The sequence below is a fragment of the Comamonas sp. HJ-2 genome, from assembly GCF_053615495.1.
This window is the reverse complement of record NZ_JBSIFD010000014.1, coordinates 76,654-98,761: the sequence shown is the minus strand read 5'-3', so window position 1 is coordinate 98,761 and position 22,108 is coordinate 76,654. Positions and strand designations below refer to the sequence as shown.

Below are 22,108 nucleotides of genomic sequence, written 5' to 3'. Positions count from 1 at the left end.
AGGTACTTTCTATCTAGTTCAGCACACCATCGGCCTGCACTCCTCAGGAATCAGCACTTCCCATTGGACTCTGAAGCTCAGACCCGGCGCGCTGCAAACGAGGGACTGCCAGCAAGCGCCGCCGCGCAGCGATGCAGTCGTCCCCCTCCCGCGTAGCGAGAGAGGGGGAAGGCGCGGGCGCCTCAGGGGGTGTTTAGTGAATCGCCGCAGCGACGATGATGCTGATCCCCAGGCACATGGCCGCCACCACCATGGCCAGTGCCTTGTTGTGCTTCTCCACGATCTCGGCCCACATGTCCACGGGCGTGATCTTGTCGATGATGATGAAGCACAGCCAGAACACCACCACGCCCACCAGGGCGTAGATGATGGAGCCGAAGAAGTTCTGGGCGCTGAACCAGTCGAAATTCATGATGTCTCTCCTGTAATGAGATGGGGGGCCTGCCTGTGAGAGCAGCGACGCTTATTTATGGCTGCCACCGGAGGTGTAACCACCGTAGGAGCCGCTGCTGGAGCGGCTGTACGTGCAGTTGGGATCTGTGCGCGGGTCGCAGTTGGGACTGGACATGCAGGCACGCAGGAACGGCAGGATGAACAGCAGCAGGAACAACCAGAACAGAATCGTGCCCCAGCTGAAGCCGCTGCCCGACAGAGGACTGACCTGGGAGCGATCCTTGAGCTTGGCCGTGCCGAACGCCTTGGCCACCGTCTCAGCCGAAACGCGCTGGCCATGGGTCCAGGTCGTTTCCTGATTGGCGGTCTCCAGCGCCAGCGTGGACTGCTTGCCGCCATTGGCAAAGTCCACATTGCTGGACTTGGCGCCCTTGAAGACGGGCCAGTAGAACTCGCCCTCTGCATATTCCGTCTCCGCCAGGTAGGCGTAGTCGCGCTGGTATTTGCGCTGCAGATAGGTCGCAGTGGCGCCGTTCTTGCTGAGCTTGGGAGCACCCGTGATGACGCGGGCCGTGCTCCAGCCGTCTTCCGAATCGACAATGAACGAAAAGCCCGCCTTCTTGTTGTAGAGCAGGTACTCGTCCCAGGTGAAGCTGTCGTCCTCATCTTCGCCCAGACCACGCCCGCTGCGCCTCTGAAAACCCACGACCTGCCATTTCAGGCCGTCGAGCGTGCCTTCGCTGCCCAGCGGGATCAGAGGCTTGACCTTTCTGCGCTGCTCGGCATAGCTCAGCTCCGCCCCCATGCCCTTGGACATGTCGATCAGGCTGCCACAGCTGGGGCAGCTCAGGGCCTTGGTGGTGTCGAAGCGCACGGGCACTACGGCACCGCACTTGGGACAGTTGAAGTGGCGCCCCTGGGCTTTCTGCTGGGCGCTGCTGCGCAGGCCCTGCATCTGCAAAGCCTCCAGCGCCACGGCTGCCCCCAGGCTGAAGGCCGGTGTCTTGTCGCTGAAGTCTATGGAGAGAATCTGGTTCTTGTCGCTGCGCAGCTCCACCAGCTTGAAGCTCTTGCCGAGCTGGGGCAGCTGGGGCAGCTCGCCCTGAGCCGCCATCAGTTGCGCATCCTGAATGCTGGTGACGGTAAAGGATTCCGTGCCTGCCTTGAGCTCGCGGCCCATGCGCCATTCGCGCTGCTGGAACTCTTTCACGTTCCAGCCCGGCGGCTGCCAGTTCACGGCAAAGACAAAGCTGCCGTTGTCCTCGCTCAGCCAGGCCAGCTCGCCGTTGCTGAGCGCAGCCACCCACTCCGACCAGTTGCCGGCCGCGCTTTTGTACTGGGCGCGGCCCACGATGGTGAAGGGCTCGGGCTTGCCGTTGCGCTTGACCATGCCCGAGGCGCCCAGCTGCAGCGGGCTGTAGTCCTCGAACACCTCGGCCATGGAGCCAATGCGCTTGAGCGTCTCGCCATCGCGCAACACGGTGCTGCGGCAAAACTCGCAGACGGCAAAACTCGATTGCGCACTGGCGAAGTGGACCGGCGCGCCACAACCAGGACAGGGAGCGCTGTAGTCGCGCTGCGATGGGCTGGAAGCCATATTTTTTGCTATTGAATTAAGAGCTTCTTGCGCTTGAATGGAAAAGGCCTGAAGGCGGCCTCGGAGAAATGCAGCAGCCGCGCCCTAGCGATGCTTGCTCTTGCCGCTCTTGCGGGCAGCGCCCTCTGCAGGCTTGGAGCCATCGGTCTTTTTCTGTCCCAGCCTGGATTCCTTGCCGGCGATCAGGCGCTGAATGTTTTCGCGATGACGCCAGACCAGCAGGATCGCCATCACGACAATCGCGGCAGTGATGGGCGTTTCCGCATCCCAGACAATGCCACTGCACAGCACGTAATACACGGGCGCGAACACCGATGCCACCAGCGCGGCCAGGGAGGAGTAGCGGAAGAACACGGCCACTATGACCCAGGTCAGCGCCGTCGCCAGACCCAGCCAGCCGCTGATGCCCAGCAGCACGCCCAGCGCCGTGGCCACGCCCTTGCCCCCCTTGAAGCCAAAGAACACCGGGTACAGATGGCCCAGGAAAGCCGCCAGGCCGACCAGCGCGACCGTGCTGTCGCCCAGCCCGAACTGCGCGCCGAAGGCTTTGACCAGCACCACGGGCACCAGGCCCTTGAGCGCATCCAGCAGCAGCGTGACAGCCGCTGCCGCCTTGCTGCCCGAGCGCAGCACATTGGTGGCCCCGGGGTTGCCGCTGCCATAGGTGCGCGGGTCGTTCAGGCCCATGACGCGGCTGACGATGACGGCAAAGGACAGCGAACCAATCAGATAGGCCGCGATGACGGCGATAACGGGATAGAGGGCGTTCAAAGGAATTCCTCGGCCAGAGACTGGCCCTAAGGCTCGCCAACCAAGGTCGACGGCACCGATTGTTGTCACGACTTGCGCAACCCGGATCAGGCACGGCGGTTTGTAGACCGTCATGCCCGTTGTACATCCTGGTTGGCGTAAGTCCTTGTTGTTTGCTTTTTTGCCAGCCGGCGTCTGCCCCGGCTGACCAGCCCCTATTCTGCCAGCGCGCAGTGCACCGGCCGGGCATCGAGCAGACGGGTACAAACCTCAGGCGCCAGCTGCACCAGATAGCCGCGCCGCCCGCCGTTGATGGCAATGCGTGGCAGCGCGAGTATGGTTTCCTCGATATAGACCGGCATCTCGCGCCTGGTGCCGAAGGGTGAGGTGCCGCCCACCAGATAGCCGCTGTGGCGGTTGGCCACGTCGGGTTTGCAAGGCTCCACGCTCTTGGCCCCGATCTGGCGCGCCAGGTTCTTGGTCGATACCTTGCAATCGCCATGCATGAGCACGATGAGCGGCTTGGCATCCTGATCCTGCATCACCAGGGTCTTGACCACTGCGTGCTCGTCCAGCCCCAGCTGGCGCGCTGACTCTTCAGTGCCGCCATGCTCCACATAGTCATAGGGGTGCTCGGTGAACTCCACCTTGTGGGCCCTGAGCATCTGCGTGGCTGGAGTCTCGCTCACATGGGCGTTTTTGTCTTTTTTTGCCATGATTCAATTTTGATAGCTAGTGGCGCATGCCCGATATGGGCCATCCGCCATTTTCCCTCAATAAAGCGATCAGACAGCGGGATCGCGCATCTCCCAGCGGATGCGGTCGATCTCGGCCAGCAGCTCGGCAGACAGCTTGGTTCCCCAGGCATCGAGATCCTCGTCGAGCTGGGCTACCGAAGTCACACCGATGATGGTGCTGGCCACCTGCCACTTGGTGTAGCAAAAGGCCAATGCCAGCTGCGTGGGAGTGAGGCCGTGCTCGCGCGCCAGCGCGTTGTAGCGGCGCGCTGCGGCCAGCGCATCGGGGCGACCCCAGCGCTGTTTCTGCACGGATTCATACCTGGCAATGCGTGCCTCCTTGGGCGCACCCGCCTCGGTCGGTGCAAACTGATCGAACTTGCCCGTCAGCAGACCGAAAGCCAGCGGCGAATAGGCCAGCAGCGACACCTCGAGGCGGTGACAGCTTTCGTCCAGCCCGTTCTCATAGCTGCGGTTGATCAGGCAGTAAGGGTTCTGGATCGCAGCCACACGCGGCAGTCCATGCTGCTCTGCCAGGCGCACGAACTCGTGCACGCCATAAGGCGTCTCGTTGGACAGGCCGATGTGGCGGATCTTGCCCTGCCTGACCAGACCGGCCAGCGCCTGCAGCTGCTCGTGGATGGGCGTGAGCGAGCTTTCCTTCTGCGGGTCGTAATACATGGTGCCGAAGGCCGGTACATGACGCTCGGGCCAGTGAATCTGGTAGAGGTCGATCACCTCGGTCTGCAGGCGCTCGAGACTGGCGTCGCAGGAACGCACGATGTCCTGCGCCGACATGCCCGAGCCTTCGCGGATCCAGGGCATGCCGCGCGAGGGGCCGGCCACCTTGCTGGCCAGCGTGATCTGCTCGCGCATGCCGGGGCGGGCCTTGAGCCAGCGGCCGATGATGGATTCCGTCGCGCCAAAGGTGGCCTCACGGGCGGGCACGGCATACATCTCGGCCGTGTCGAAGAAATCCACGCCGCGCTCGACGGCTCGATCCATGATGCGCCAGGCTTGAGCCTCATCGACCTGCTCGCCGAATGTCATGGTGCCCAGACAGATGGGGCTGACACGCAGATCGCTCTGCCCCAGAGCGACGGGATTCATGGAAAGACGGAAAGTGGATGCAGCAGAAGTCATGCTTCCAAGTTTAGAGCCTGACAGTACAAGATCAGGGCAGACTCCTTGTTTTTGCTGACACAGCTGTCCCGTGCACGACGGGCCATGCTGCAAGCGCAGCAATAATCAAAACAACGGAGACAATATGACAACGCACAACCCCACGCTGACCGGCCAGCTCACCGATATCCCGCCCTATCAGCCGCGCCGCCAGTGGCGCTCACAGATGCTGCCCGTGCGCAATATGCACTACCACCAGCGCAGCTGGGAGCCCGAGCCAGTTTCGGGAATCGATCCCGAGTTGCCCGTGCTGGTGCTGGCCCATGGCTGGATGGATGTGGCCGCCTCCTACCAGTTTGTGGTCGACGCCTTCAGCGACGCCTTTGTCCAGGGTCGCCGCATCGTGGCCCACGACTGGCGCGGCTTCGGCCTGAGCCGCAGCGCCGAGCCCTGCGACAGCTACTACTTCACCGACTACCTGGCCGACCTGGATATGCTGCTGGAGCAGATTTCGCCCGATCGGCCCATCGACCTGGTCGGCCACAGCATGGGCGGCAATATCTCCTGCATGTATGCGGGCGCGCGGCCCGAGCGCATACGCCGCTTTGTCAATCTCGAGGGCTTCGGCATGGCGCCCACAAGGCCCGACCAGGCCCCCGGACGTCTGGCCCAATGGATGGATCAGCTGCGCGAGCAGCGGGCGGGCGCCATGGGTCTCGCCCCCTACGACAGCGTGGAGGCCGTGGCCAATCGCCTGCAGAAAACCAATCGCCGCCTGCCCCGCGACAAGGCCCTATGGCTGGCTCATCACTGGTCGGCCCCCGATGCCCAGGGTCGCTGGCATATTCTGGGCGACGCCGCACACAAGCTCTCCAACCCCTATCTGTATCGCGTGGATGAAGCACTTGCCTGCCTGGCCGCCATCAGCGCACCTACCTTGTCGGTCGAAGCCTCGGACGACAGCCTGGGCCATTGGCACCAGGGCCGTTACACGCTGGAGCAATACCACGAACGCATTCGCCACATCCCGCAATGCGAGATCGCCCGCGTGCAGGACGCCGGCCATATGCTGCACCACGACCAGCCCGAGGCCGTGGCCAGGCTGATCGAGGACTTTCTGCGCTGAAAGACTGCTACTGCTGAGACTGCGACTACCGTTTGCTATCTATACAGGAGCTTGTAGCGCATACATTCATTGATTTTTAACATTATTTAAATCTGAAATCAATGTTACACATGCGCTACAAGCTCACTTATTTATAGCTATTCACGCCCTGTCCGGTCTGCAGCTCCAGCACATGGCGCCAGCGCCTCGGCTGCATCTGCAGCTTTCGGTAGCGGCCGTCGGCCCACTCCGCACTCATGTCCGCATAGCGGGCCGACAGCGCCAGCCCGCTCTGCCCGGTCTGGTAGATGAACTGCGAGGACTCCGGATCGCCCAGGTCGTAGATGGCACGCAACGAGGGCGCGTGGCGGCTGACAAAACGTCCGGCCAGCGGTCCTTTGGCATCGGAGGGCGGCGGGTTGGCGTTGTACTGCCCGACGTTGACGCTATAGGTGTCACCGCCCGAGGCCACGCTCACATTGAAGACCCCCGCCAGTGCCGCCACCGAGCCCAGAGGCTTGTGCGCGCTGAGCGCCGGGTGCGCAGCGCCCCAGCGCCATTGGCGCGGATCATTGCCGTAGGCCGACTGCAGCTTGTCCAGCGTGCGGGTCAGCGCCTGTCCGGCCTGTTGCTCGCAGCTCAGCGGCGCGCACCACCAGGCGTCATTGCGCGCGAGGATTCCTTCCAGACCGGCACGGAAGTCACGCTTGCCGTAGCTCATGACAAAGCGCTGCTCGCCAATACGCTGAATCACCAGGCCGCGCGTCAGCTCGTCGACCCAGACCGAGAAGATCAGCGGCTCGGGCCTGTCCCGCTCCATCAGCCCCTCAAAGCCCGCCAGCAGTTGCTGTGCCTGCGCTGCCAGGGCGTGGCTCGATTGAGCCTTGCGCAGCACGGGCAGCAAGGCCCGGGTGGCCAGGGACTGCACATCGTTCTGAATCGCCGCCATGCTGGCCACGTCATGCTCGCTGCCTGCCGCCAGCAACTGCTCTATGCGCTGGTGGCGGTAGGGCAGGCTCCAGTCCTGGGTCAGAAAATGCGCATAGCCGGCTTCCGTCACGCGCTGGTTGGCCGTGGCCACAAAGCCACGCGTTCCGCCATCGTCCTGCGGCGTCTGCTCGTAGCTCAGCCAGCCCTGCCAGTCATAGCGCGCATCCCAGCCGGGCGCCGGCGCCACGCCGCGCAAGTCATTGCCGGGCGCACGCACCGGCACCCTGCCTGCGGCCTTGAAGCCGATATGTCCCTGCACATCGGCCGCCACAATGCTTTGCATGGGCGAGTGGTAGATGGAGAATGCCTCGAACAATTCGGACACGGTCTGCGCCCCGTTGGCCCTGATACCGGCCTCCACCGTGCGGTTGTCCGTGTCCAGCGCCGCCCAGCGCAGGGCCAGCGCATAGCGATCGGTATTGATGACCTTGCCGTATTGCTGCTGCGCGTCGCTGATCACCGGGCCGTGGCGCGTGCTGCGCAGCGTCACCCTGACATCGCTCTGGCCCTTGACCTTGAAGACTTCCTCGCGCACGACAAACTTTTCCCAGCCCGTGGGCGTGCGGTACTGGCTGGCATCGGCCGGGTTGATCTGTTCCAGATACAGATCCTGCACATCGGGGTTGGTGTTGGTAAAGCCCCAGGCCACCTGCGCCGTGCGGCCCAGCACCACGAAGGGCATACCGGGCAAGGTGGCCCCTGTCACATCCAGCGCGCTCAGGGCGCTGCCATCACCGGCCCGGCCCTCTGGCGACTGAAGACGCGCGAAGTACCAGATGGCCGGAGCGCTCAGCCCCAGATGCGGATCGTTGGCCAGCAAGGGCTTGCCGCTTCGGGTCTTGCTGCCGGCCACCACCCAGTTATTGCTGCCCAGTCCGTCATTCGTGCCCATATCCCTCGCCATGGAGGCCGCCCATTGCTGTAGGGCAGATTCAATCTGCTGCACCGGGACAGAGAGCTTCTGCGACGCATCGGCCTCGCGGTACACGCCCAACTGGCGGTAAAGCTGGGCTAGATCAACCGCCGTCGCGGGCTGCTCGCCCGGATAGGCCGGCATCAGCTGCCACAGTTGCTCGGTGCTCAGGACCTGCAGCAGATTCAGCCGCGCGAACTCGTTGCCCCAGTTGCCGCCCAGATCCAGCGCCATCATCAGCGCCCAGCCCACAGAGTCTTCAGGCTCCCAGGTCGATGGCCCTCCTGCTCCGGCCCTGGTGCCCAGCAGCAGGAACTCCGGCGCTGCAGCCTGCGAAGGCCTGGCGTAAAAGGCGGCTATACCCTGGCTATAGGCCTGCAAGGCCTCCTGCACCGAGGGCGGCAGCGCCGCGTACTGGCGACGCGCCGCACCATGGATATCGAGAGCACGCATCAGCTTGTCCAGCTCCAGCGTGGCCGGGCCCAGAATCTCCGACAGCCGCCCCTGCATAAGGCGGCGGTTGAACTCCAGCTGCCAGCCGCGCTCCTGCGCATGGACAAAGCCCAGAGCCCGCCAAACATCCTGCGGCGACTGGGCGCTGATATGCGTGACATCGGACTCGTCGCGCCTGACCCACACGCTGCGCTCAAGCCCGGCGAGGACCAGCTTGCCGTCCATGCGCGGCTGGGCCCGCACGCCATAGACCGCCAACGCGGCCCCGGCCAGCAAAACCAGCCCGCAGGCCGCAGCCGCCAGATGCCATGTGCGCCTGAGCCAAGGGTGGGCGGAAGGTTCTGCCGCCAAAGTGATGTCTCCCATATCGCCTCTTGTCATGCGTCCGGTGCGCAACATCCACATGCTGATCGCGTCCAGCCATGGGCGACAATACCTGTTTGGGCCACGGCCCGTAGAACGTGTTTACGATCTCCTCGCGCCGCGACAGTGGCTTTGCGGGATGGAATGCTAGGCGCGATACCGCAGCAATAGCTCTGCTATTGCGAGGATTCGCAACAACGCAGACCGCCCCTGACCGGGCGTCCGCAAAGACACTGTCCCGAAGGGTTGGAGCGAAATCGGGCGATTTACTGCGCGCTGTCTCTTGCTTGCACCCCGGTGCAAGCGGCGAGCCATCGCTTCGAACTCATCCCGATTGCGCTCCAACGCGGCTGCGTAGAGATCGTAAACACGTTCTTAGTAAAACGACTTACGCAGATTCGGATCAGGCATGGCGCTCCATGCCTGTCGTGCTTCCCTGTTTGCGTCAGTCCCAAGGAATTCAACGCATGTGGCCCTTCAGTCTACTCAAGAAACTCAGCCAGGACCCCGCCGTGGGTCAGACCCGGGGCGACTATATCGGCTGCTATCTGCTGGGCACGCATACCAGCGGGCGCGACGATGACATCAGCTATATCTCGCTGGCCACCACGCGCGAGCAGCTGGAGCTGGATGCGCGCCAGTATCTGCAGGAGTTCCTGGAGCAGCATCCGCAGCTGAACGAAGCGGAGCGCCTTGCCCTGCAGGACCTGCTGGAGCACTGGAATACGCGCGCCGATGCCCACCTGGCCCAGGACGGCGGCAAGCCCGGCCAGCCCCTGGCCGTGCAGGGCGGCAGCGAGCTGTTCCTGCGCACCGGCATGCGGGCACGCAAAAAGGAAAAAGGCGTTTATCTGGAATAGGCGCGCGGGCGGTTGCCGCAGCCCTGCCGCTACTGTGTGAAGTTCATATCGAAGCCGGCTTCGGTCAAGCGCACCTCGCCGCCTGCTTTTTGCAGCCAGCCCCTGGCGACGGCCCAGTCCAGCGCAGACTGACGCTCGCCGTCGAAGATGCCATGCTTTTGCAGGTCGGCAGCAAGCGCTTTCTCGCTCATTCCTTCACCGGCACGCAAGCTTTGCTCCACCACCAGGATGTAGACCATCTTGTGGGCTGCGATCTGAATGCTCTGCTCTGTCATGTTCACAAGTCCTTGTTCTTGAATGAAGGGAAAGCCGGATGCCCGCCAGGCTCCAGGCCTTGCGCCCTGGCCTGCGGCTTGTGTTTTATGCCGCGGGCCATACCCACTCTGGCAGTGAGTTTGTAGCCATCTCTCTAGTATTTCCGATGCGTTTCCTCTGCTTGCCGGCTCCGCAACCATGGCGCCGGCACTTCAGTTTCAGAACTGTGTTTCAGGGAGGTCATCATGGCTCGCCACACGCCCATAGAACGCTATCGCAATATCGGCATCTCCGCGCATATCGATGCCGGCAAGACCACCACCACCGAGCGCATACTGTTCTATACCGGGGTCAACCACAAGCTGGGCGAAGTCCATGACGGCGCTGCCACCATGGACTGGATGGAGCAGGAGCAGGAACGCGGCATCACCATCACCTCGGCAGCCACCACGGCCTTCTGGTCGGGCATGGAACACAATTTCCCGGCCCATCGCATCAACATCATCGACACCCCCGGCCACGTGGACTTCACCATCGAGGTCGAGCGTTCCATGCGCGTTCTCGACGGCGCAGTCATGGTCTACGACTCCGTGGGCGGCGTGCAACCACAGTCGGAGACCGTCTGGCGCCAGGCCAACAAGTACAAGGTGCCGCGCCTGGCCTTCGTCAACAAGATGGACCGCGTGGGCGCCGATTTCTTTCGTGTGCGCCAGATGATGGTGGACCGCCTCAAGGCCCACCCGGTTCCCATCGTCATCCCCATCGGAGCCGAAGCCGATTTTCATGGTCTGGTCGACCTCATCAAGATGAAAGCCATCTTCTGGGACGACGAGTCGCAGGGGGTGAAGTTCGAGTACCAGGAGATCCCCGCTGCGCTTCTGGCCAGCGCACAGGAATGGCGCCAGAAAATGGTGGAGGCCGCTGCCGAGGCCAATGAAGCCCTGACCGAGAAGTACCTGGACAGCGGCGACCTCGATGCCGAGGACATCATCACCGGCCTGCGCCTGCGCACCATCGCCACCGAAATTCAGCCCATGCTCTGCGGCTCGGCCTTCAAGAACCGGGGCGTGCAGCGCCTGCTCGATGCGATTGTCGAGCTCATGCCCTCACCGCTCGATGTTCCTGCCATCGAAGGGCATAGCGAGGACGACAGCGCCAGCACCACGCTGATACGCCATGCCAGCGATGACGAAAGATTCGCCGCCCTGGCCTTCAAGCTCATGACCGACCCCTTCGTGGGCCAATTGACCTTTGTACGCGTTTACTCGGGCGTATTGACCAAGGGCGATCTGGTCTACAACCCGACCCGCGGTAAAAAGGAGCGCATAGGCCGTATCGTGCAGATGCATGCCAATGCACGCCAGGAGATCGACGAAATCCGCGCCGGCGACATTGCGGCCTGCGTGGGCCTCAAGGACGTGAGCACGGGCGAGACGCTGTGCGATCCGCAAGCGCCCATCGTGCTCGAAAAAATCTCCTTTCCCGAACCCGTGATCGCCCAGGCGGTGGAGCCCAGGAGCAAGGCCGACCAGGAAAAAATGGGCCTGGCACTGGCGCGCCTCGCGGCCGAAGACCCGTCCTTCAGAGTCAGCACCGACGAGGAATCGGGCCAGACCATCATTGCCGGCATGGGCGAGTTGCACCTGGAAATCATCGTCGACCGCATGAAACGGGAATTCAATGTGGCCGCCAATGTGGGCAAGCCCCAGGTGGCCTACCGCGAAACCATTCGCAAAACAGTCAACGATGTGGACGGCAAGTTCGTGCGCCAGTCCGGTGGCAAGGGCCAGTACGGCCATGTGGTGCTGAGCGTGGAGCCGCTGGAATCGGGCAAGGGCTTTGAATTTGTCGATGAAATCAAGGGCGGCGTGATTCCGCGCGAATTCATCCCTGCCGTGGAAAAAGGCCTGCGTGAAGCCATGAACTCGGGCGTTCTGGCCGGCTACCCCGTGGTCGATGTGCGGGTGCGGCTGACCTTCGGCTCCTACCACGATGTGGACTCCTCGGAGCAGGCCTTCCGCATGGCCGCCATCCTGGGCTTCAAGGAAGCCTGCAAGAAAGCCGACCCGGTGATTCTGGAGCCCATCATGGCCGTCGAGGTGGAGACGCCCGAGGAATACGCAGGCGCCGTGATGGGCAATCTGTCCTCGCGCCGCGGCGCCGTGCAGGGCATGGACGATATCGCAGGCGACGGCAAGACCATCAGGGCCGAGGTGCCGCTATCGGAAATGTTCGGCTATGCCACGCATCTGCGCTCCATGACTCAGGGTCGCGCCACCTACACCATGGAGTTCAAGCGCTACGCACAGGCCCCGCAGCAGGCAGCAGCCGCAGCGACCGCGACGACCGGCCACCGGAAACAGGGCTAGGCGGATCCAGGCAACTCTGCCGCGGCTAGGCGGCGGAGTTGCCGGACTGCTTCAGACAGGCGACTCAGGACGCATGCAGCCACTGCATGGCCATGGCATCTTCGGTAAACGGGAAATGCCTGACCTCGGCATGCGTGAAATGCCTGCCGACGAACTCGGCCATGCCCGCCAGATGACTGTCGGTCACCAGAGCGATCTGCTCCACCTGATGGCGATGGTCTCTGACAAAGCCCATATGGGCGCTGAAGCCGGCCCAGTTTTCCCAGCCGGGAAAGTCCTTGGACTGAATCATCACCCCATGCAGTTTGGGATGCTCGGCCAGGAATTCGTCCACATCCTGGCTGACGCCGTCGAAATCCTGCTCGGTCAGGGGCCCATGGGGCTCCAGCAGCAAGATGCCTTCGGGTTTCATGAGGGAGTAATTGAGCATATGCAACTCCTGCAGCGAAACCTCACTGTACGCCTGCGCTCGCGGGAATGCAGCCCTAGACAGCACCCGCAGCACAGGTTTTCCTCGGCTCTTGCCGCCGCTCTGTACGGACTTGCTGAAACGCGACTGATTCGCCTACCGGCAGCCCATGGCCCGGCTCAGGCTCTGCATCTGCTCGCCCAGCGCGGTACGCAGATCGGCGCGCATGGCATCGCGTGTCAACAGTTCTTCGGCATAAAGTGCCGCCCAGTCAATCCCCACGCCCAGCACCACACCAGCGACCGCTCCCGCCACCGCCCCCACGGCCGTGCCGACACCGGGAACGACAGAGCCCACGGCCGCACCGGCTACCGCTGCCCCGGCCTTGCCCAGACCCTGCTTGGCAGCGGCCTTGGCCAGCACCTTGCTGGCGGCCTTCATCGAGGTCTTGGCCATGGCTTTGCCCGCGACGGCTGCGGCAAAAGCACCGCCCCCCGTGCCCACCAGGGCACTGGCCGTCAACCGCTGGCGTGCATCGCCCAGCAGCTCCAGCGCAGGCAGGCTGGCAACCTCGGCACGCACCAGACATTGCTCGGGACTCAGGGCCAGATGATGGCGTGCCAGGGTTTCCTCGATGCGCTGCTGGCCCTCGGCCAGAGCAGCGCCGCTGGTCAGTGCCTGCTTCTGCAGAGTCTGCACCCAGCCCTCCAGCCCTGGCGTGGCTCCCAGGGTATCGCTCAGCTTGTTCTGCAGAAACTGACTCACATCGCCCGTGAGCAGACTGAGGATGCGACCCCACTCCGCCCCCAGACTGAAATACCAGTCCAGATAGCGCTCGACGGCGGCATCCAGCTCCCGGCTCATCTCCGGGATGCTCTGGCACAGGGCCTGCCCGGCCTGGGCCCGCCCCAGCAGTTGCAGAACCTGCTGACGTGTGGCGTCCAGCGTGCCGAGGCGATAGAGTTGCTGCCCGATGCGCTCGCACTCGGGCAGGCGCTTGAGCGCCAGCGGGCTCTCCTGCGCACGCGCCAGACCGTCAAGGGCGGCCGTGGTCTGCACCAGAATGCCCAGCACCAGCACGGCAACCAGGGCCAGCAAAGGCGCGGCCGGCGAAGGCGCGGCCGGCGAAGGCGCGGCCGGCAAAGGCGCGGCCGGCGAAGGCGCGGCATTGCGCACTGCCCCCGAAGGCCTGGCCTGCAGCAGCAGCGCCGAGGAAGCCGATGCCCCCTGCATGGCGCGCCCCAGACACAGCAACACGCCTACCGGGCCGAACAGCGCCAGCAGCAACAGGCGCAGCACGGGCAACTGGGGCAGGTCGGCCATGGCGCCACTCGCCAGCTGCACGGCCAGCAGGGCATCCAGCCCAGAGGGCGCTGCGTGAATCTGGGCCAGCGCATGATTCAATGCCTCTGGCTCCATGCCTGGGGCCAGCCCCCGCCCCAGATCCTGCTGACTGGCCATGGCACAGAGCCAGCTGCCGCCCCAAAGCACCAGCAGCAGCCAGGTGGCAGCGCGCTGGGCCCAGGCCCAGGCAAAGGCCGGCGATGAAAACTCTCGCTTCAGGCCCGCCTGCATGCCACAGGCCAGCAAGACATAAAGCAAGGGTGCCAGCGCCAGCAGCGCCCATTCCCAGGGCGCCAGAAACCAGGCCTGCCAGAGTGAGCTGGTGCACAGCAGCAAGGCCAGTGCCAATGCCTTGCAGGCCGGCCACCAACCGCCGCCAAGCCAGCGACCGATATGCCCCTGCGGCGCGAACTGCAAGCGCAGCAGCTTTTTGAGCAGCATCAGGAGCAGCCAATGCCCCCAGGCTGGCAACAGCACCAGCAACAGGACTGCGAACAGCCAGCCCCAGGGCGGCAAGCGCGTCAGCAGATGGGAAAAGCCGGCCAGGGCCGCCAGCCACAGCCAGCCCAGCAGTACCGCGCGCAGCAGAGTCCGCGGCCGGGTCGGCCCAAGCTCGGTCGCTGGCGCGCCAGCACGGTTCATGGTTCGCGGCTCTTGCCCGCTGCCCCCCGGCCTGCAGCAGCAATCCCCCTGGCGATGCGCGCGTTGTAGACCGTGAGGCGGCTCAGGCCCAGTTGCCCGGCAATCTTGGCGTCGGATGCGGTGCCGAGCAAAGCCACGGCCTCGTCGCTCCAGTCGAAAGCGCTGCTGGCAGCAGCTCCTGTCACCGAGTCAATACCGAGCTCGGTGCGCTTGGCCACCACGCTGGCCTTGCTGATGCCCAGCTGCTTCGCCACCTCGGCGTCCGCTTCCCGGCCCAGCAGAGCCAGCGCTGGCTGTGTCCACTGGAAATGCCCGAAGGCGGGAATGCCCAGCGCATTGCGCTTGAGGTTGACCGTCTTGGCCGATGTGCCCCAGCGCTGGGCCAGCACGGCGTCTTTTTCCTGACCCAGCAGGGCCAGCATTTCCTCGGTCCACGGCAGTGCAGCCTTGCCCATGCGTGCGTCCTTCCAGATCTCAAAAATACAAGCCAGATTGGCATTCAGCCCATATGTAGTCTACGTTAACAGCTATTAAAACTGAATCTCCTTAGGCACAGACACGAGGCGCAGGCCATGCTGGCGGCTCAACCTCAGCGGCAGTCTGTCGTCAGACATGTCCCCAGTAGATCAGCGCATCCCGGCCTTCCACAGACAGCGATACCTGCGCGCCCACGGGCAGCAGCACCTTGGTGGGCACATGGCCGAAGGGCAGGCCTTGCAGCACGGGACGCTTGAGCTGCATGCGCAGCCAGTCGACAACGGTCTGCAGCTTGAAGCCCTTGTCGTGGGTGGTGAGCTTGAAATCGGTGAACTGGCCAAAGATGATGGCTTTTTGCTTTTGCAGCACGCCCGCCAGCAGCAGCTGGGTCAGCATGCGCTCGATCTTGTAGGGGTGCTCTCCCACGTCTTCGATGAACAGAATGCCGCCGTCGACCTGCGGGAAGTAAGGCGTGCCCAGCAAGGACACCAGCACCGCCAGGTTGCCGCCCCACAAGGTGGCCCCGCCAGGAACATAGAAGTCCTTGAGTTGCGGCTTGCCATTGGGCAGCTCGCCAATCCTGGGCATCTGCCAGCCCGCGCCCTCGCCCTGACCGCTGAGCAGGTCCTCGAAGCAGTCCAGCATGATGTCGTCCACGGGCTCGCCGGTCTTTTTGCTGTCCACACCGAAGTCGGCGTTGAGCGCGGGACCCGCCCAAGTGACCGAACCGGTCTGTGCCAGCATGGCCAGCTGAAAAGCCGTGAAGTCGCTGAGGCCGACAAACTTGGTGCCGCCCGCAATCGCCTTCGCCACGGTCTTGTACTTGATGCCCGGCAGGATGCGCGTGAGACCGTAGCCGCCGCGCGAAATCAGCGCCACATCGGCTCCGCTGGCCGCTGCACGGTGGATAGCAGCCAGACGGGTGGCGTCGTCACCCGCAAAGCGCTGGCTGCTGGCCAGCGCATCGGCATCGACCTCCACCTCGTGGCCCAGGGCCTCCAGCTGCTTGATGCCGCGTTTGAAGGCTGCCTTGTCGCGCACCGCCCCCGAGGGCGAATAGATATAGACATGCTTGCCGCCATGGCTGTGATCATGGCCGCAGCAGCTGCCATCGGCGCTGTGCACATGGTCGTGATGATCGTGGTGACCGTGCTCATGGCTGCAGTGCTCGTCATGCACATGAGCCTGGTGGTCCGGCTCCTGCCCGTGCGAGTGGGCGTGGTGGGGATCTTGCTGCTGGGGTGCTGTAGTGGATCCAGGGGATTTGCGCGAGGTTGCCAAAGCCTTTTCATGCGGCCATCGGCCGCATGCTCCGTGAAAAGTGGGTGAATCCGCAGATTCAGAAGTTCATACGACTTCCGCAAAACAGGTTCAGGCCGGGCGACTGCCTCAGAAGGCGAGCCCTTGTTGCATTCTTGTTTGCGTAAGTCCTAGTTCAGATTCTTGCTCCGCCGGTCTGACCGATCGGGCTACGGCGCAAAGTATTCCACAGCCGCTGCACCACCGCCCTGCTGTGCTGCAGGAACCGGAGCGCCAGGCCGGGTTTGCCGCCAGACCCCGGCCTGCACCGCCAGTTGCGGTACGGCCTGCAGCCAGGCTGCCTGCCATTGCGCAGCAGACACGGGCTGCTGCGTGGCTGCGGGCTGCAGCCACAGCCTGCCGGCCTGCGCCCATTGCTGCAGCAGATCGGCGGGCGGCGCTGCCAGCTCGGTCTGCAGACGCGGCCAGGCCTTGAGCGCGGCCCGATGGCCGGGCTGCGCAAACGGTGCATTCCAGGCGCGGTCCTCTTCGGCATTGCTGCACCCTTCCAATTCGGCCATGGCCCTGGCCACATCCCAGCCGGGCTTGCGCGCTGCCTGCTCAAACCATTGCCGACGCGGCTCTGGCTGCGCATTCAGCGGCCAGGTATCGATCAGCCACGCGCCGGCAAAGCGCTCTGGCAGGGCTTGCGCTGCAGCCAGACCCAGGCGGCCGCCATCGCCCTGCCCGACCAGGACCAGCCGCCGCAGGTTGAGCGCTTCGATCAGCTCGGCGATGACCTGCAAATGCCACTGCGCGCTGTGCCGTTTGTCTTTCTTGGGCTGGTCGCTGCGCCCGAACCCTGGCAGATCGGGCACCACCACACGATGACCGGCGGCCAGCAAATCGGGCAGCAGATGCCGAAAGCCATAGCCCCAGCCCGGGCTGCCATGCAGGCACAGCCAGGTCAGTGCTGCATCCTCAGGCCCTTCGTCGACCACCGCCAGACGCAGGCCCTGCAGCGCCGGCAGGTCGCTACGCCACTGCGGCCGCCAGGGCCAGGCAGACAGGTCGGCAAACGCCTCATCGGCATTGCGCAGCGCCCAGTCCCTGAGCGGATGCGGCTGCTGCGCCTTTTTTTCCTGGCGTCGCTGCTGGAAGAACTCGGCCATCAGCGCCGAGCATTGCGCGGCCAGCACGCCGCGCAGCACCCGCGTCTGGTGGTTGATGGCGGGGTAGCCGAAGACATCGAGCACCGAACCTGCCGCACCGGTCCTGGGTTCGGCCGCACCATAGACCACGGCATCCACACGCGCATGCAGCATGGCACCGCTGCACATGGTGCAGGGCTCCAGCGTCACATACAGCGTGCAGCCCTCAAGCCGGTAATTGCCCAGAGTCCGAGCCGCTTCGCGCAGGGCCAGCACCTCGGCATGGGCCGTGGGGTCCTGGGCAGAGAGCGGGCTGTTATGACCGCGGCCTATGACCTGCCCGTCCTTGACGACCACGGCCCCCACCGGTACCTCGCCACAGGCGGCGGCGCAGCGCGCCTGCTCCAGCGCCTGGCGCATGAAGTGCTCGTGCACGGAAGCATCAAAATCCATATCTATATGTGCCTGGCAGACAAAGGCTTGACGGATATCCCTTCCAGAAACACCGATACCGCTCAATGACCGCTGATCACCAGTTCCTTGCGATCGCCGGAGTCATAGCCGTAGAGCGTGACCCGCGGGCTTTGCAACTCGCCCTGCGAATCAAAGGCAATCGTGCCCGTCACCCCCTCGTAGCGCGTCTGGCGCAAGCGGGGCAGATAAGCCTCGGCCTGGGCCGAATCGGCACTCAGCATGGCCTTGGCCAGCACCATGGTCGCGTCATAAGCGTAAGGGCTGTAAACCTGATACTGGCCAGGAAAATGCTGGTCGTACTTCTGCTTCCAGAGCAGACCGCCGGGCATATTGCCCAGGGAGCTGCCGCTCATCACGCAAACCACGTTCTTGAGCGCCGGCACCTTGTCGGCCATGGCAGGCAGGCGCTCCGAACATTGCGCATCACCGCCCAGGAACTTCACCTGATTCATGGCCAGCTGCGACATCTGACGCAGCATGAGACCGGCCTGCGCATCGAGCCCGCCGAAGAAGATCGCATCGGGCTTGCGGCCTTTGATGGCCGTGAGAATGGACGAAAACTGCGTGGCCTTGTCGCTGGTGTACTGCTTGTCGACGATCTGCACATCGCGCTCGGCCGCAGCGGCTTCAAACAGCTTGACGATGCCCTGTCCATAGGCCGTGCGATCGTCCACGATCGCGATGCGTTTGACGCCCTGGTGCTTGACGGCATAGTCCAGCAGGGCATTGACCATGGCCCGGTCATTGGCGATGACGCGGAAGGTGTCGTCATAGCCTGCCTCGGTAATCGCGGGGTTGGTGGCTGCGGGGGTGATATTGGGAATGCCGCAGTCGTTGTAGATCTTGGCAGCCGGCAAGGTCGTGCCCGACTGAAGATGCCCCACCACGGCCGCCACCTTCTTGTCGCAGAAGCGGCGTGCCAGCGCCGTGGCCTGACCGGGGTCGCCCACATCGTCGCCGGCCTCCAGCTTCCAGTGCACGGGACGGCCGCCCAGTTGCAGCTTGCGGGCGTTGAGCTCGTCAATCGCCATGCGCACGCCGTTCTCCTCATCCTTGCCCAGGGCAGCGATGGGACCGGAGACCGGGCCGCCATGGGCAATGCGCACCACCAGAGGCTTTTCCGCATCCGCAGCGTAAGCGGACGACAGGGATGCGGCGACCAGGGCCAGGCTCAGGGCAGACGAGGTGCGAACACAGCGGCGCTGGGCCGAGCGATCAGTCATGGACATGCTTTCTCCTTGATGAAGCGGAAGGCTGTGGCACGCAAGCCTACGCCAGGCCAAAGCCTCAAGCGTAGCGGCAAAGCCTGCGATACCAGCTCGATGTGCAAGCGAAGGGGCAAACCCTGGAGTCTAAGGACCAGAACTCCATTGGAGCAATTGCTAGCAAGCCCGAGCAGGCCCGACTCTTCCTGCGTTGAGCACAGACTCCGGCTGCTGGGGATATTTCGGATTTCGGCTGAAGCTGCCGACCATGCTCTTGCACCATCGCCGACTCAGCGCCTTGATTGTGCCGCGTTGACAGGGATGGTGCACGCTGCGCCGGACTTTCCTGGCCGCAGGGAAAGCTTTTTTTTGGAGGCCGGCAAGTTCACCACGGCCACAGGCACCCGCAGACCGTGCAGGCCCGGTACGGCTTTCGCGACCTCTGCGGTAACAACCAAGGATCTGTGACCTACCTGCACGGTGTGAGCAGGTCCCGTGGTGGGAGCATGGCCACGCGCAATCTATCGGGCCAGCACCTGATTCAGCGCATAAATCGATTGCGCCAGCGCGCGAATATCAGCCTGCTGATGCAGTCTTTCCAGCCAGTGCGCAGGAATGCCTCTGCGCCCCCAGAACGCCCCCGCGATCTGGCCGGCAATGGCCGCTGTGGTGTCGGCATCGTCACCCAGATTGGCTGCCTCCAGAACGACGGCTTCAAAGCTCTCAAGCCTGTCAAAACACCACAAAGCTGCTTCCAGACTGTGCACCACATAGCCCGAACTCTGGATCTGCTCGCGGCTTTTGCCGCGCCAGCTGCCTTGTGCAATCTCGGCAATGCGTGGGCTGCCAAACGGCAGCGCGGCCAGATCCAGCACCTGCGCCTTGTTGGCGCCCAGCAGGGCACGGCTCAATGCCACGGCAAACAGACGGCAGGCATCCAGGCACTCCGCAGCCGCGTGCGTGGTGCGAGAGCTCTGCGCCGCCCGCTCCTGCACCTCTTGCTCGTCATGGGCATACGCCATGGCCACCGGGGCCAGCCGCATCAGCGAGCCATTGCCGGCGCTGCGCGCATCTTCACTTCCCGCCAGCGCATTGCCGGTGCGTAGGTATTGCTGTATCGCCTCGCGTGTTGCCATGCCGATATCAAAGCAGTGACCGGTGGAGCTCCAGTAACCCCACTGATACCAGTTGGCGTAGCGCGTCATCTGGTCCCCGGGGTCGCAACCTCCCTTGACGACCAGGCTCTCGGCCAGGCACAAAGCCATGGACGTGTCATCCGTCCATTGTCCGGCCCTCAGTGAAAACGGCCCGCCCCCCACCATATCGGTCAGCGGCGCATAGCTGCCGCGCGTCCGAAACTCCAGCGTCGTGCCCACGGCATCGCCGCAGGCCAGGCCCAGCAGAGCGCCTTCAAAACGGTCCAGCGTGCTCATTGTCCGGCCCTCAGCTGCGCACGCGCGGCCATCAGCGCGAAACCCAGCAGGTTCTGTCCGCGCCATTTGCGCGGCTGCTCGGCGTCGGGATTGGCCGCGCCCATGCCGATGCCCCAGATGCGGTCGCGCGGACTGGCCTCGACCAGTACACGCTCACCAGTTCTCAGCAGAAACTCCCCCATGGCCGGGTTCTGCGAGAGCTTGGCCACACTGGCGCGCACCACGATGCCGAAGCACTCCGCCTTCCAGCGTGCCTCGTCAAAATTGCGCACGCTGCGCCCTATCTGCTTGGCACTGGCCGGAGACGGCGCAGTCAGCACCTGAGCGCGCGCCTCTTCATCCCCGAACAGCCGCGCCTTGGCGGCCATCATGAAATGCTCTGCCGTGGCAAAGCGGTCTCCTTCGACGGTGAATGGAGCAGGAAACCACTGGCTCAGGCAGCCTTTTCCCGCTGAGCCATTCTTTTCGGGTTGATGGCCCCAGAAGCAAAGGTATTTGGGGCGGTAGCCTTGGTCGAGCTGGGCCACCAGATCGGGTACGGATCGAATTTCGTAATCTCGGTTCATGTCTGTTCTTCTTGATAATGGTTCAGCCACCAACGGGAAAAGCCCGCCAGCGTGGCGTGAGTGGAGTCAATGGCCTGCAGACCCGGCCCGGCATTGGGCGACCCGCCTTGCTCGCGCAGCACCAGTGCCTTGTGAATCCGCTCGCCCACGCCTTCGAAATACGGCAGAAAGTCATCGACAAATGCCAAGGGCTGCAACTGGGTCAGGGCTTGAGCCTTGGGGCTGAGGCCCGGATCAGTACGGCTGCTGGTGGCGATCACACGCGATATGGGAAAGCCCAGCTTGCGCAGATTGGTCTGCCGAGCCTCGGCGAACTGCGGCTTGATCGCCGACACACAGACCAGCTCGTAACCGGCGGCGCACAGCTGCTCGCAAGCCTGTAGCGCTCCTGCAATCGCGGGAATACCGGACCAGAACTGCGCATCAAAACTGGCGCGAAAACAGTTCAGAGCCTCGCCCTGCAAGTTGGCGACACCCCATCGCTCCATGGCCCAGTAGGCGTCAGGTTGCTTCAACACCGGACGCTCGCCAAATACCCGCTCCCAGGCTGAGGCATAGGCGAGGTTGTAGTCCAGCAGCACGCCATCTGCGTCGATAGCTATGATTTTTGAAACTTTCATGACGGTAGCTTCAGCAGATACCGGGCCGGGACGACATCGGTCAGCCACACGCCGTTGTCGGAGCGGTAGAACACATGGCCCTCGCCCTGCATACGCGCGGCGTCCACCTGCAGCAAGGCCAGCTTGCCGTGACGACTGCCGACCTGAGCAGCCACTGCCTGGCTTTCGGACAAGTGGACATGATGGCGTGACTGCCGGTTCAGGCCCTCATGAAAGATCGCATCCAGAAAACGCGTGGCCGTGCCGTGGTAGAGCACTGCCGGAGGGCGCCTTGCCTCAAGACCCAGTTCGACCTTGATGGAATGGCCCTGATTGGCGCGTATGCGCTTGCCATCTGCGCTGAAGGAATAGCGCTGCTTGTTGTTGTCAGCCACCATAGTCTGCAAATCCTCCAGACTGGTGGGTCGGCCGGAGCGCGCCAGACAGGCCAGCAGTTCATAGGTGTGGGCCCAACCCGCATCGTCGAGCTTGAGGCCTATGGTCTCGGGACTGTGTCTCAGCACCAGACTGAGGAATTTGCTGCGTGCGGTGGTGTTTTGATTTTTCATTTTCTTGTTCTCTATGTTTGAAGCTGTCGACCTGGCTCATGACAGGTTCTAGCGCTGCCGAGGCCCGGCCTGGGCGTACTTTCCGCGGTGCCA

The 22,108-nt window shown here is 63.7% G+C and carries 20 protein-coding genes; 3 read left to right on the top strand and 17 right to left on the bottom strand.

What is annotated here, in order from left to right; translation table 11 throughout:
* Positions 1-193 precede the first annotated feature (193 nt).
* From ACWGXF_RS13270 to ACWGXF_RS13250, 5 genes are all read right to left on the bottom strand, one after another.
* The gene (locus tag ACWGXF_RS13270; RefSeq protein ID WP_003063240.1) at positions 194-412 is read right to left on the bottom strand and encodes a DUF350 domain-containing protein; all 219 of its coding nucleotides are present in this window, start codon (positions 410-412) and stop codon (positions 194-196) included.
* 51 nt (positions 413-463) lie between these two features.
* On the bottom strand, positions 464-1,990 hold the full coding sequence (locus tag ACWGXF_RS13265; protein WP_054073984.1) for a DUF4178 domain-containing protein: 1,527 nt from the start codon (positions 1,988-1,990) through the stop codon (positions 464-466).
* A gap of 84 nt (positions 1,991-2,074) precedes the next feature.
* The gene (gene plsY, locus ACWGXF_RS13260; protein WP_003063247.1) at positions 2,075-2,761 is read right to left on the bottom strand and encodes a glycerol-3-phosphate 1-O-acyltransferase PlsY; all 687 of its coding nucleotides are present in this window, start codon (positions 2,759-2,761) and stop codon (positions 2,075-2,077) included.
* Positions 2,762-2,955: 194 nt separating this feature from the next.
* The gene (ybaK, locus tag ACWGXF_RS13255; RefSeq protein WP_003063251.1) at positions 2,956-3,456 is read right to left on the bottom strand and encodes a Cys-tRNA(Pro) deacylase; all 501 of its coding nucleotides are present in this window, start codon (positions 3,454-3,456) and stop codon (positions 2,956-2,958) included.
* Positions 3,457-3,525: 69 nt separating this feature from the next.
* Positions 3,526-4,587, bottom strand: a complete 1,062-nt coding sequence (locus ACWGXF_RS13250; RefSeq protein WP_452102039.1) for an aldo/keto reductase — start codon at positions 4,585-4,587, stop codon at positions 3,526-3,528.
* 157 nt (positions 4,588-4,744) lie between these two features.
* Between ACWGXF_RS13250 and ACWGXF_RS13245 the strand changes: the two genes are divergently transcribed.
* Positions 4,745-5,725: an alpha/beta fold hydrolase gene (locus ACWGXF_RS13245; RefSeq protein ID WP_452102023.1), complete on the top strand. Its 981-nt coding sequence runs from the start codon at positions 4,745-4,747 to the stop codon at positions 5,723-5,725.
* Positions 5,726-5,852: 127 nt separating this feature from the next.
* Here the strand turns inward: ACWGXF_RS13245 and ACWGXF_RS13240 are convergent, their stop codons facing one another.
* Entirely contained in the window at positions 5,853-8,426 is a 2,574-nt protein-coding gene (locus ACWGXF_RS13240; RefSeq protein ID WP_452102022.1) for a penicillin acylase family protein, read from the bottom strand.
* A gap of 464 nt (positions 8,427-8,890) precedes the next feature.
* On the opposite strand from ACWGXF_RS13240, the gene ACWGXF_RS13235 reads away from it, so the two are divergent.
* On the top strand, positions 8,891-9,283 hold the full coding sequence (locus tag ACWGXF_RS13235) for a hypothetical protein (protein WP_012837878.1): 393 nt from the start codon (positions 8,891-8,893) through the stop codon (positions 9,281-9,283).
* A 29-nt stretch (positions 9,284-9,312) separates the two neighbouring features.
* Here the strand turns inward: ACWGXF_RS13235 and ACWGXF_RS13230 are convergent, their stop codons facing one another.
* A complete protein-coding gene (locus ACWGXF_RS13230; RefSeq protein ID WP_003063265.1) occupies positions 9,313-9,558 on the bottom strand; it encodes a hypothetical protein in 246 nt (81 codons plus the stop codon).
* 225 nt (positions 9,559-9,783) lie between these two features.
* Here ACWGXF_RS13230 and fusA point away from each other — a divergent pair, with 225 nt between their 5' ends.
* Positions 9,784-11,907: an elongation factor G gene (fusA, locus tag ACWGXF_RS13225; RefSeq protein WP_202787236.1), complete on the top strand. Its 2,124-nt coding sequence runs from the start codon at positions 9,784-9,786 to the stop codon at positions 11,905-11,907.
* A gap of 64 nt (positions 11,908-11,971) precedes the next feature.
* On the opposite strand, the gene ACWGXF_RS13220 is transcribed toward fusA, so the two are convergent.
* The 10 genes from ACWGXF_RS13220 to ACWGXF_RS13175 all read right to left on the bottom strand — a co-directional run bounded on the left by ACWGXF_RS13220 (position 11,972) and on the right by ACWGXF_RS13175 (position 22,015).
* Positions 11,972-12,337, bottom strand: a complete 366-nt coding sequence (locus ACWGXF_RS13220) for an STAS/SEC14 domain-containing protein (RefSeq protein WP_452102021.1) — start codon at positions 12,335-12,337, stop codon at positions 11,972-11,974.
* Between the two features lie 135 nt (positions 12,338-12,472).
* Entirely contained in the window at positions 12,473-14,302 is a 1,830-nt protein-coding gene (locus tag ACWGXF_RS13215; protein WP_452102020.1) for a hypothetical protein, read from the bottom strand.
* A complete protein-coding gene (locus ACWGXF_RS13210) occupies positions 14,299-14,757 on the bottom strand; it encodes a hypothetical protein (RefSeq protein WP_452102019.1) in 459 nt (152 codons plus the stop codon). The genes ACWGXF_RS13215 and ACWGXF_RS13210 overlap by 4 nt, the downstream gene beginning before the upstream one ends.
* A gap of 151 nt (positions 14,758-14,908) precedes the next feature.
* Positions 14,909-15,958, bottom strand: a complete 1,050-nt coding sequence (locus ACWGXF_RS13205; RefSeq protein WP_003063276.1) for an LD-carboxypeptidase — start codon at positions 15,956-15,958, stop codon at positions 14,909-14,911.
* A 290-nt stretch (positions 15,959-16,248) separates the two neighbouring features.
* On the bottom strand, positions 16,249-17,622 hold the full coding sequence (tadA, locus tag ACWGXF_RS13200; RefSeq protein WP_452102018.1) for a tRNA adenosine(34) deaminase TadA: 1,374 nt from the start codon (positions 17,620-17,622) through the stop codon (positions 16,249-16,251).
* A 62-nt stretch (positions 17,623-17,684) separates the two neighbouring features.
* Positions 17,685-18,872 carry a branched-chain amino acid ABC transporter substrate-binding protein gene (locus ACWGXF_RS13195; RefSeq protein ID WP_452102017.1) on the bottom strand — a complete coding sequence of 396 codons (1,188 nt, stop codon included), beginning with the start codon at positions 18,870-18,872 and terminating at the stop codon, positions 17,685-17,687.
* Positions 18,873-19,369: 497 nt separating this feature from the next.
* Complete coding sequence (locus ACWGXF_RS13190) at positions 19,370-20,281, bottom strand: ADP-ribosylglycohydrolase family protein (RefSeq protein WP_256630230.1); 912 nt, start codon at positions 20,279-20,281, stop codon at positions 19,370-19,372.
* On the bottom strand, positions 20,278-20,847 hold the full coding sequence (locus ACWGXF_RS13185; RefSeq protein ID WP_452102016.1) for an NADAR family protein: 570 nt from the start codon (positions 20,845-20,847) through the stop codon (positions 20,278-20,280). Before ACWGXF_RS13185 ends, ACWGXF_RS13190 begins: the two co-directional genes overlap by 4 nt.
* Positions 20,844-21,467, bottom strand: coding sequence for a 5' nucleotidase, NT5C type (locus tag ACWGXF_RS13180; RefSeq protein WP_452102015.1), 624 nt, complete (start codon positions 21,465-21,467; stop codon positions 20,844-20,846). The genes ACWGXF_RS13185 and ACWGXF_RS13180 overlap by 4 nt, the downstream gene beginning before the upstream one ends.
* The gene (locus ACWGXF_RS13175) at positions 21,464-22,015 is read right to left on the bottom strand and encodes an RNA 2'-phosphotransferase (protein WP_452102014.1); all 552 of its coding nucleotides are present in this window, start codon (positions 22,013-22,015) and stop codon (positions 21,464-21,466) included. Before ACWGXF_RS13175 ends, ACWGXF_RS13180 begins: the two co-directional genes overlap by 4 nt.
* Positions 22,016-22,108: the final 93 nt, after the last annotated feature.

Coding starts and splice junctions, on each gene's coding strand:
- ACWGXF_RS13265 (WP_054073984.1), bottom strand. CDS start 1,990: ATGGCTTCCAGCCCATCGCAGCGCGACTACAGCGCTCCCTGTCCTGGT.
- ACWGXF_RS13180 (WP_452102015.1), bottom strand. CDS start 21,467: ATGAAAGTTTCAAAAATCATAGCTATCGACGCAGATGGCGTGCTGCTG.
- ACWGXF_RS13175 (WP_452102014.1), bottom strand. CDS start 22,015: ATGAAAAATCAAAACACCACCGCACGCAGCAAATTCCTCAGTCTGGTG.
- ybaK (WP_003063251.1), bottom strand. CDS start 3,456: ATGGCAAAAAAAGACAAAAACGCCCATGTGAGCGAGACTCCAGCCACG.
- ACWGXF_RS13210 (WP_452102019.1), bottom strand. CDS start 14,757: ATGGGCAAGGCTGCACTGCCGTGGACCGAGGAAATGCTGGCCCTGCTG.
- ACWGXF_RS13235 (WP_012837878.1), top strand. CDS start 8,891: ATGTGGCCCTTCAGTCTACTCAAGAAACTCAGCCAGGACCCCGCCGTG.
- ACWGXF_RS13215 (WP_452102020.1), bottom strand. CDS start 14,302: ATGAACCGTGCTGGCGCGCCAGCGACCGAGCTTGGGCCGACCCGGCCG.
- ACWGXF_RS13195 (WP_452102017.1), bottom strand. CDS start 18,872: ATGTCCATGACTGATCGCTCGGCCCAGCGCCGCTGTGTTCGCACCTCG.
- ACWGXF_RS13245 (WP_452102023.1), top strand. CDS start 4,745: ATGACAACGCACAACCCCACGCTGACCGGCCAGCTCACCGATATCCCG.
- ACWGXF_RS13250 (WP_452102039.1), bottom strand. CDS start 4,587: ATGAATCCCGTCGCTCTGGGGCAGAGCGATCTGCGTGTCAGCCCCATC.
- ACWGXF_RS13190 (WP_256630230.1), bottom strand. CDS start 20,281: ATGAGCACGCTGGACCGTTTTGAAGGCGCTCTGCTGGGCCTGGCCTGC.
- ACWGXF_RS13270 (WP_003063240.1), bottom strand. CDS start 412: ATGAATTTCGACTGGTTCAGCGCCCAGAACTTCTTCGGCTCCATCATC.
- ACWGXF_RS13220 (WP_452102021.1), bottom strand. CDS start 12,337: ATGCTCAATTACTCCCTCATGAAACCCGAAGGCATCTTGCTGCTGGAG.
- ACWGXF_RS13230 (WP_003063265.1), bottom strand. CDS start 9,558: ATGACAGAGCAGAGCATTCAGATCGCAGCCCACAAGATGGTCTACATC.
- tadA (WP_452102018.1), bottom strand. CDS start 17,622: ATGGATTTTGATGCTTCCGTGCACGAGCACTTCATGCGCCAGGCGCTG.
- fusA (WP_202787236.1), top strand. CDS start 9,784: ATGGCTCGCCACACGCCCATAGAACGCTATCGCAATATCGGCATCTCC.
- ACWGXF_RS13240 (WP_452102022.1), bottom strand. CDS start 8,426: ATGGGAGACATCACTTTGGCGGCAGAACCTTCCGCCCACCCTTGGCTC.
- ACWGXF_RS13185 (WP_452102016.1), bottom strand. CDS start 20,847: ATGAACCGAGATTACGAAATTCGATCCGTACCCGATCTGGTGGCCCAG.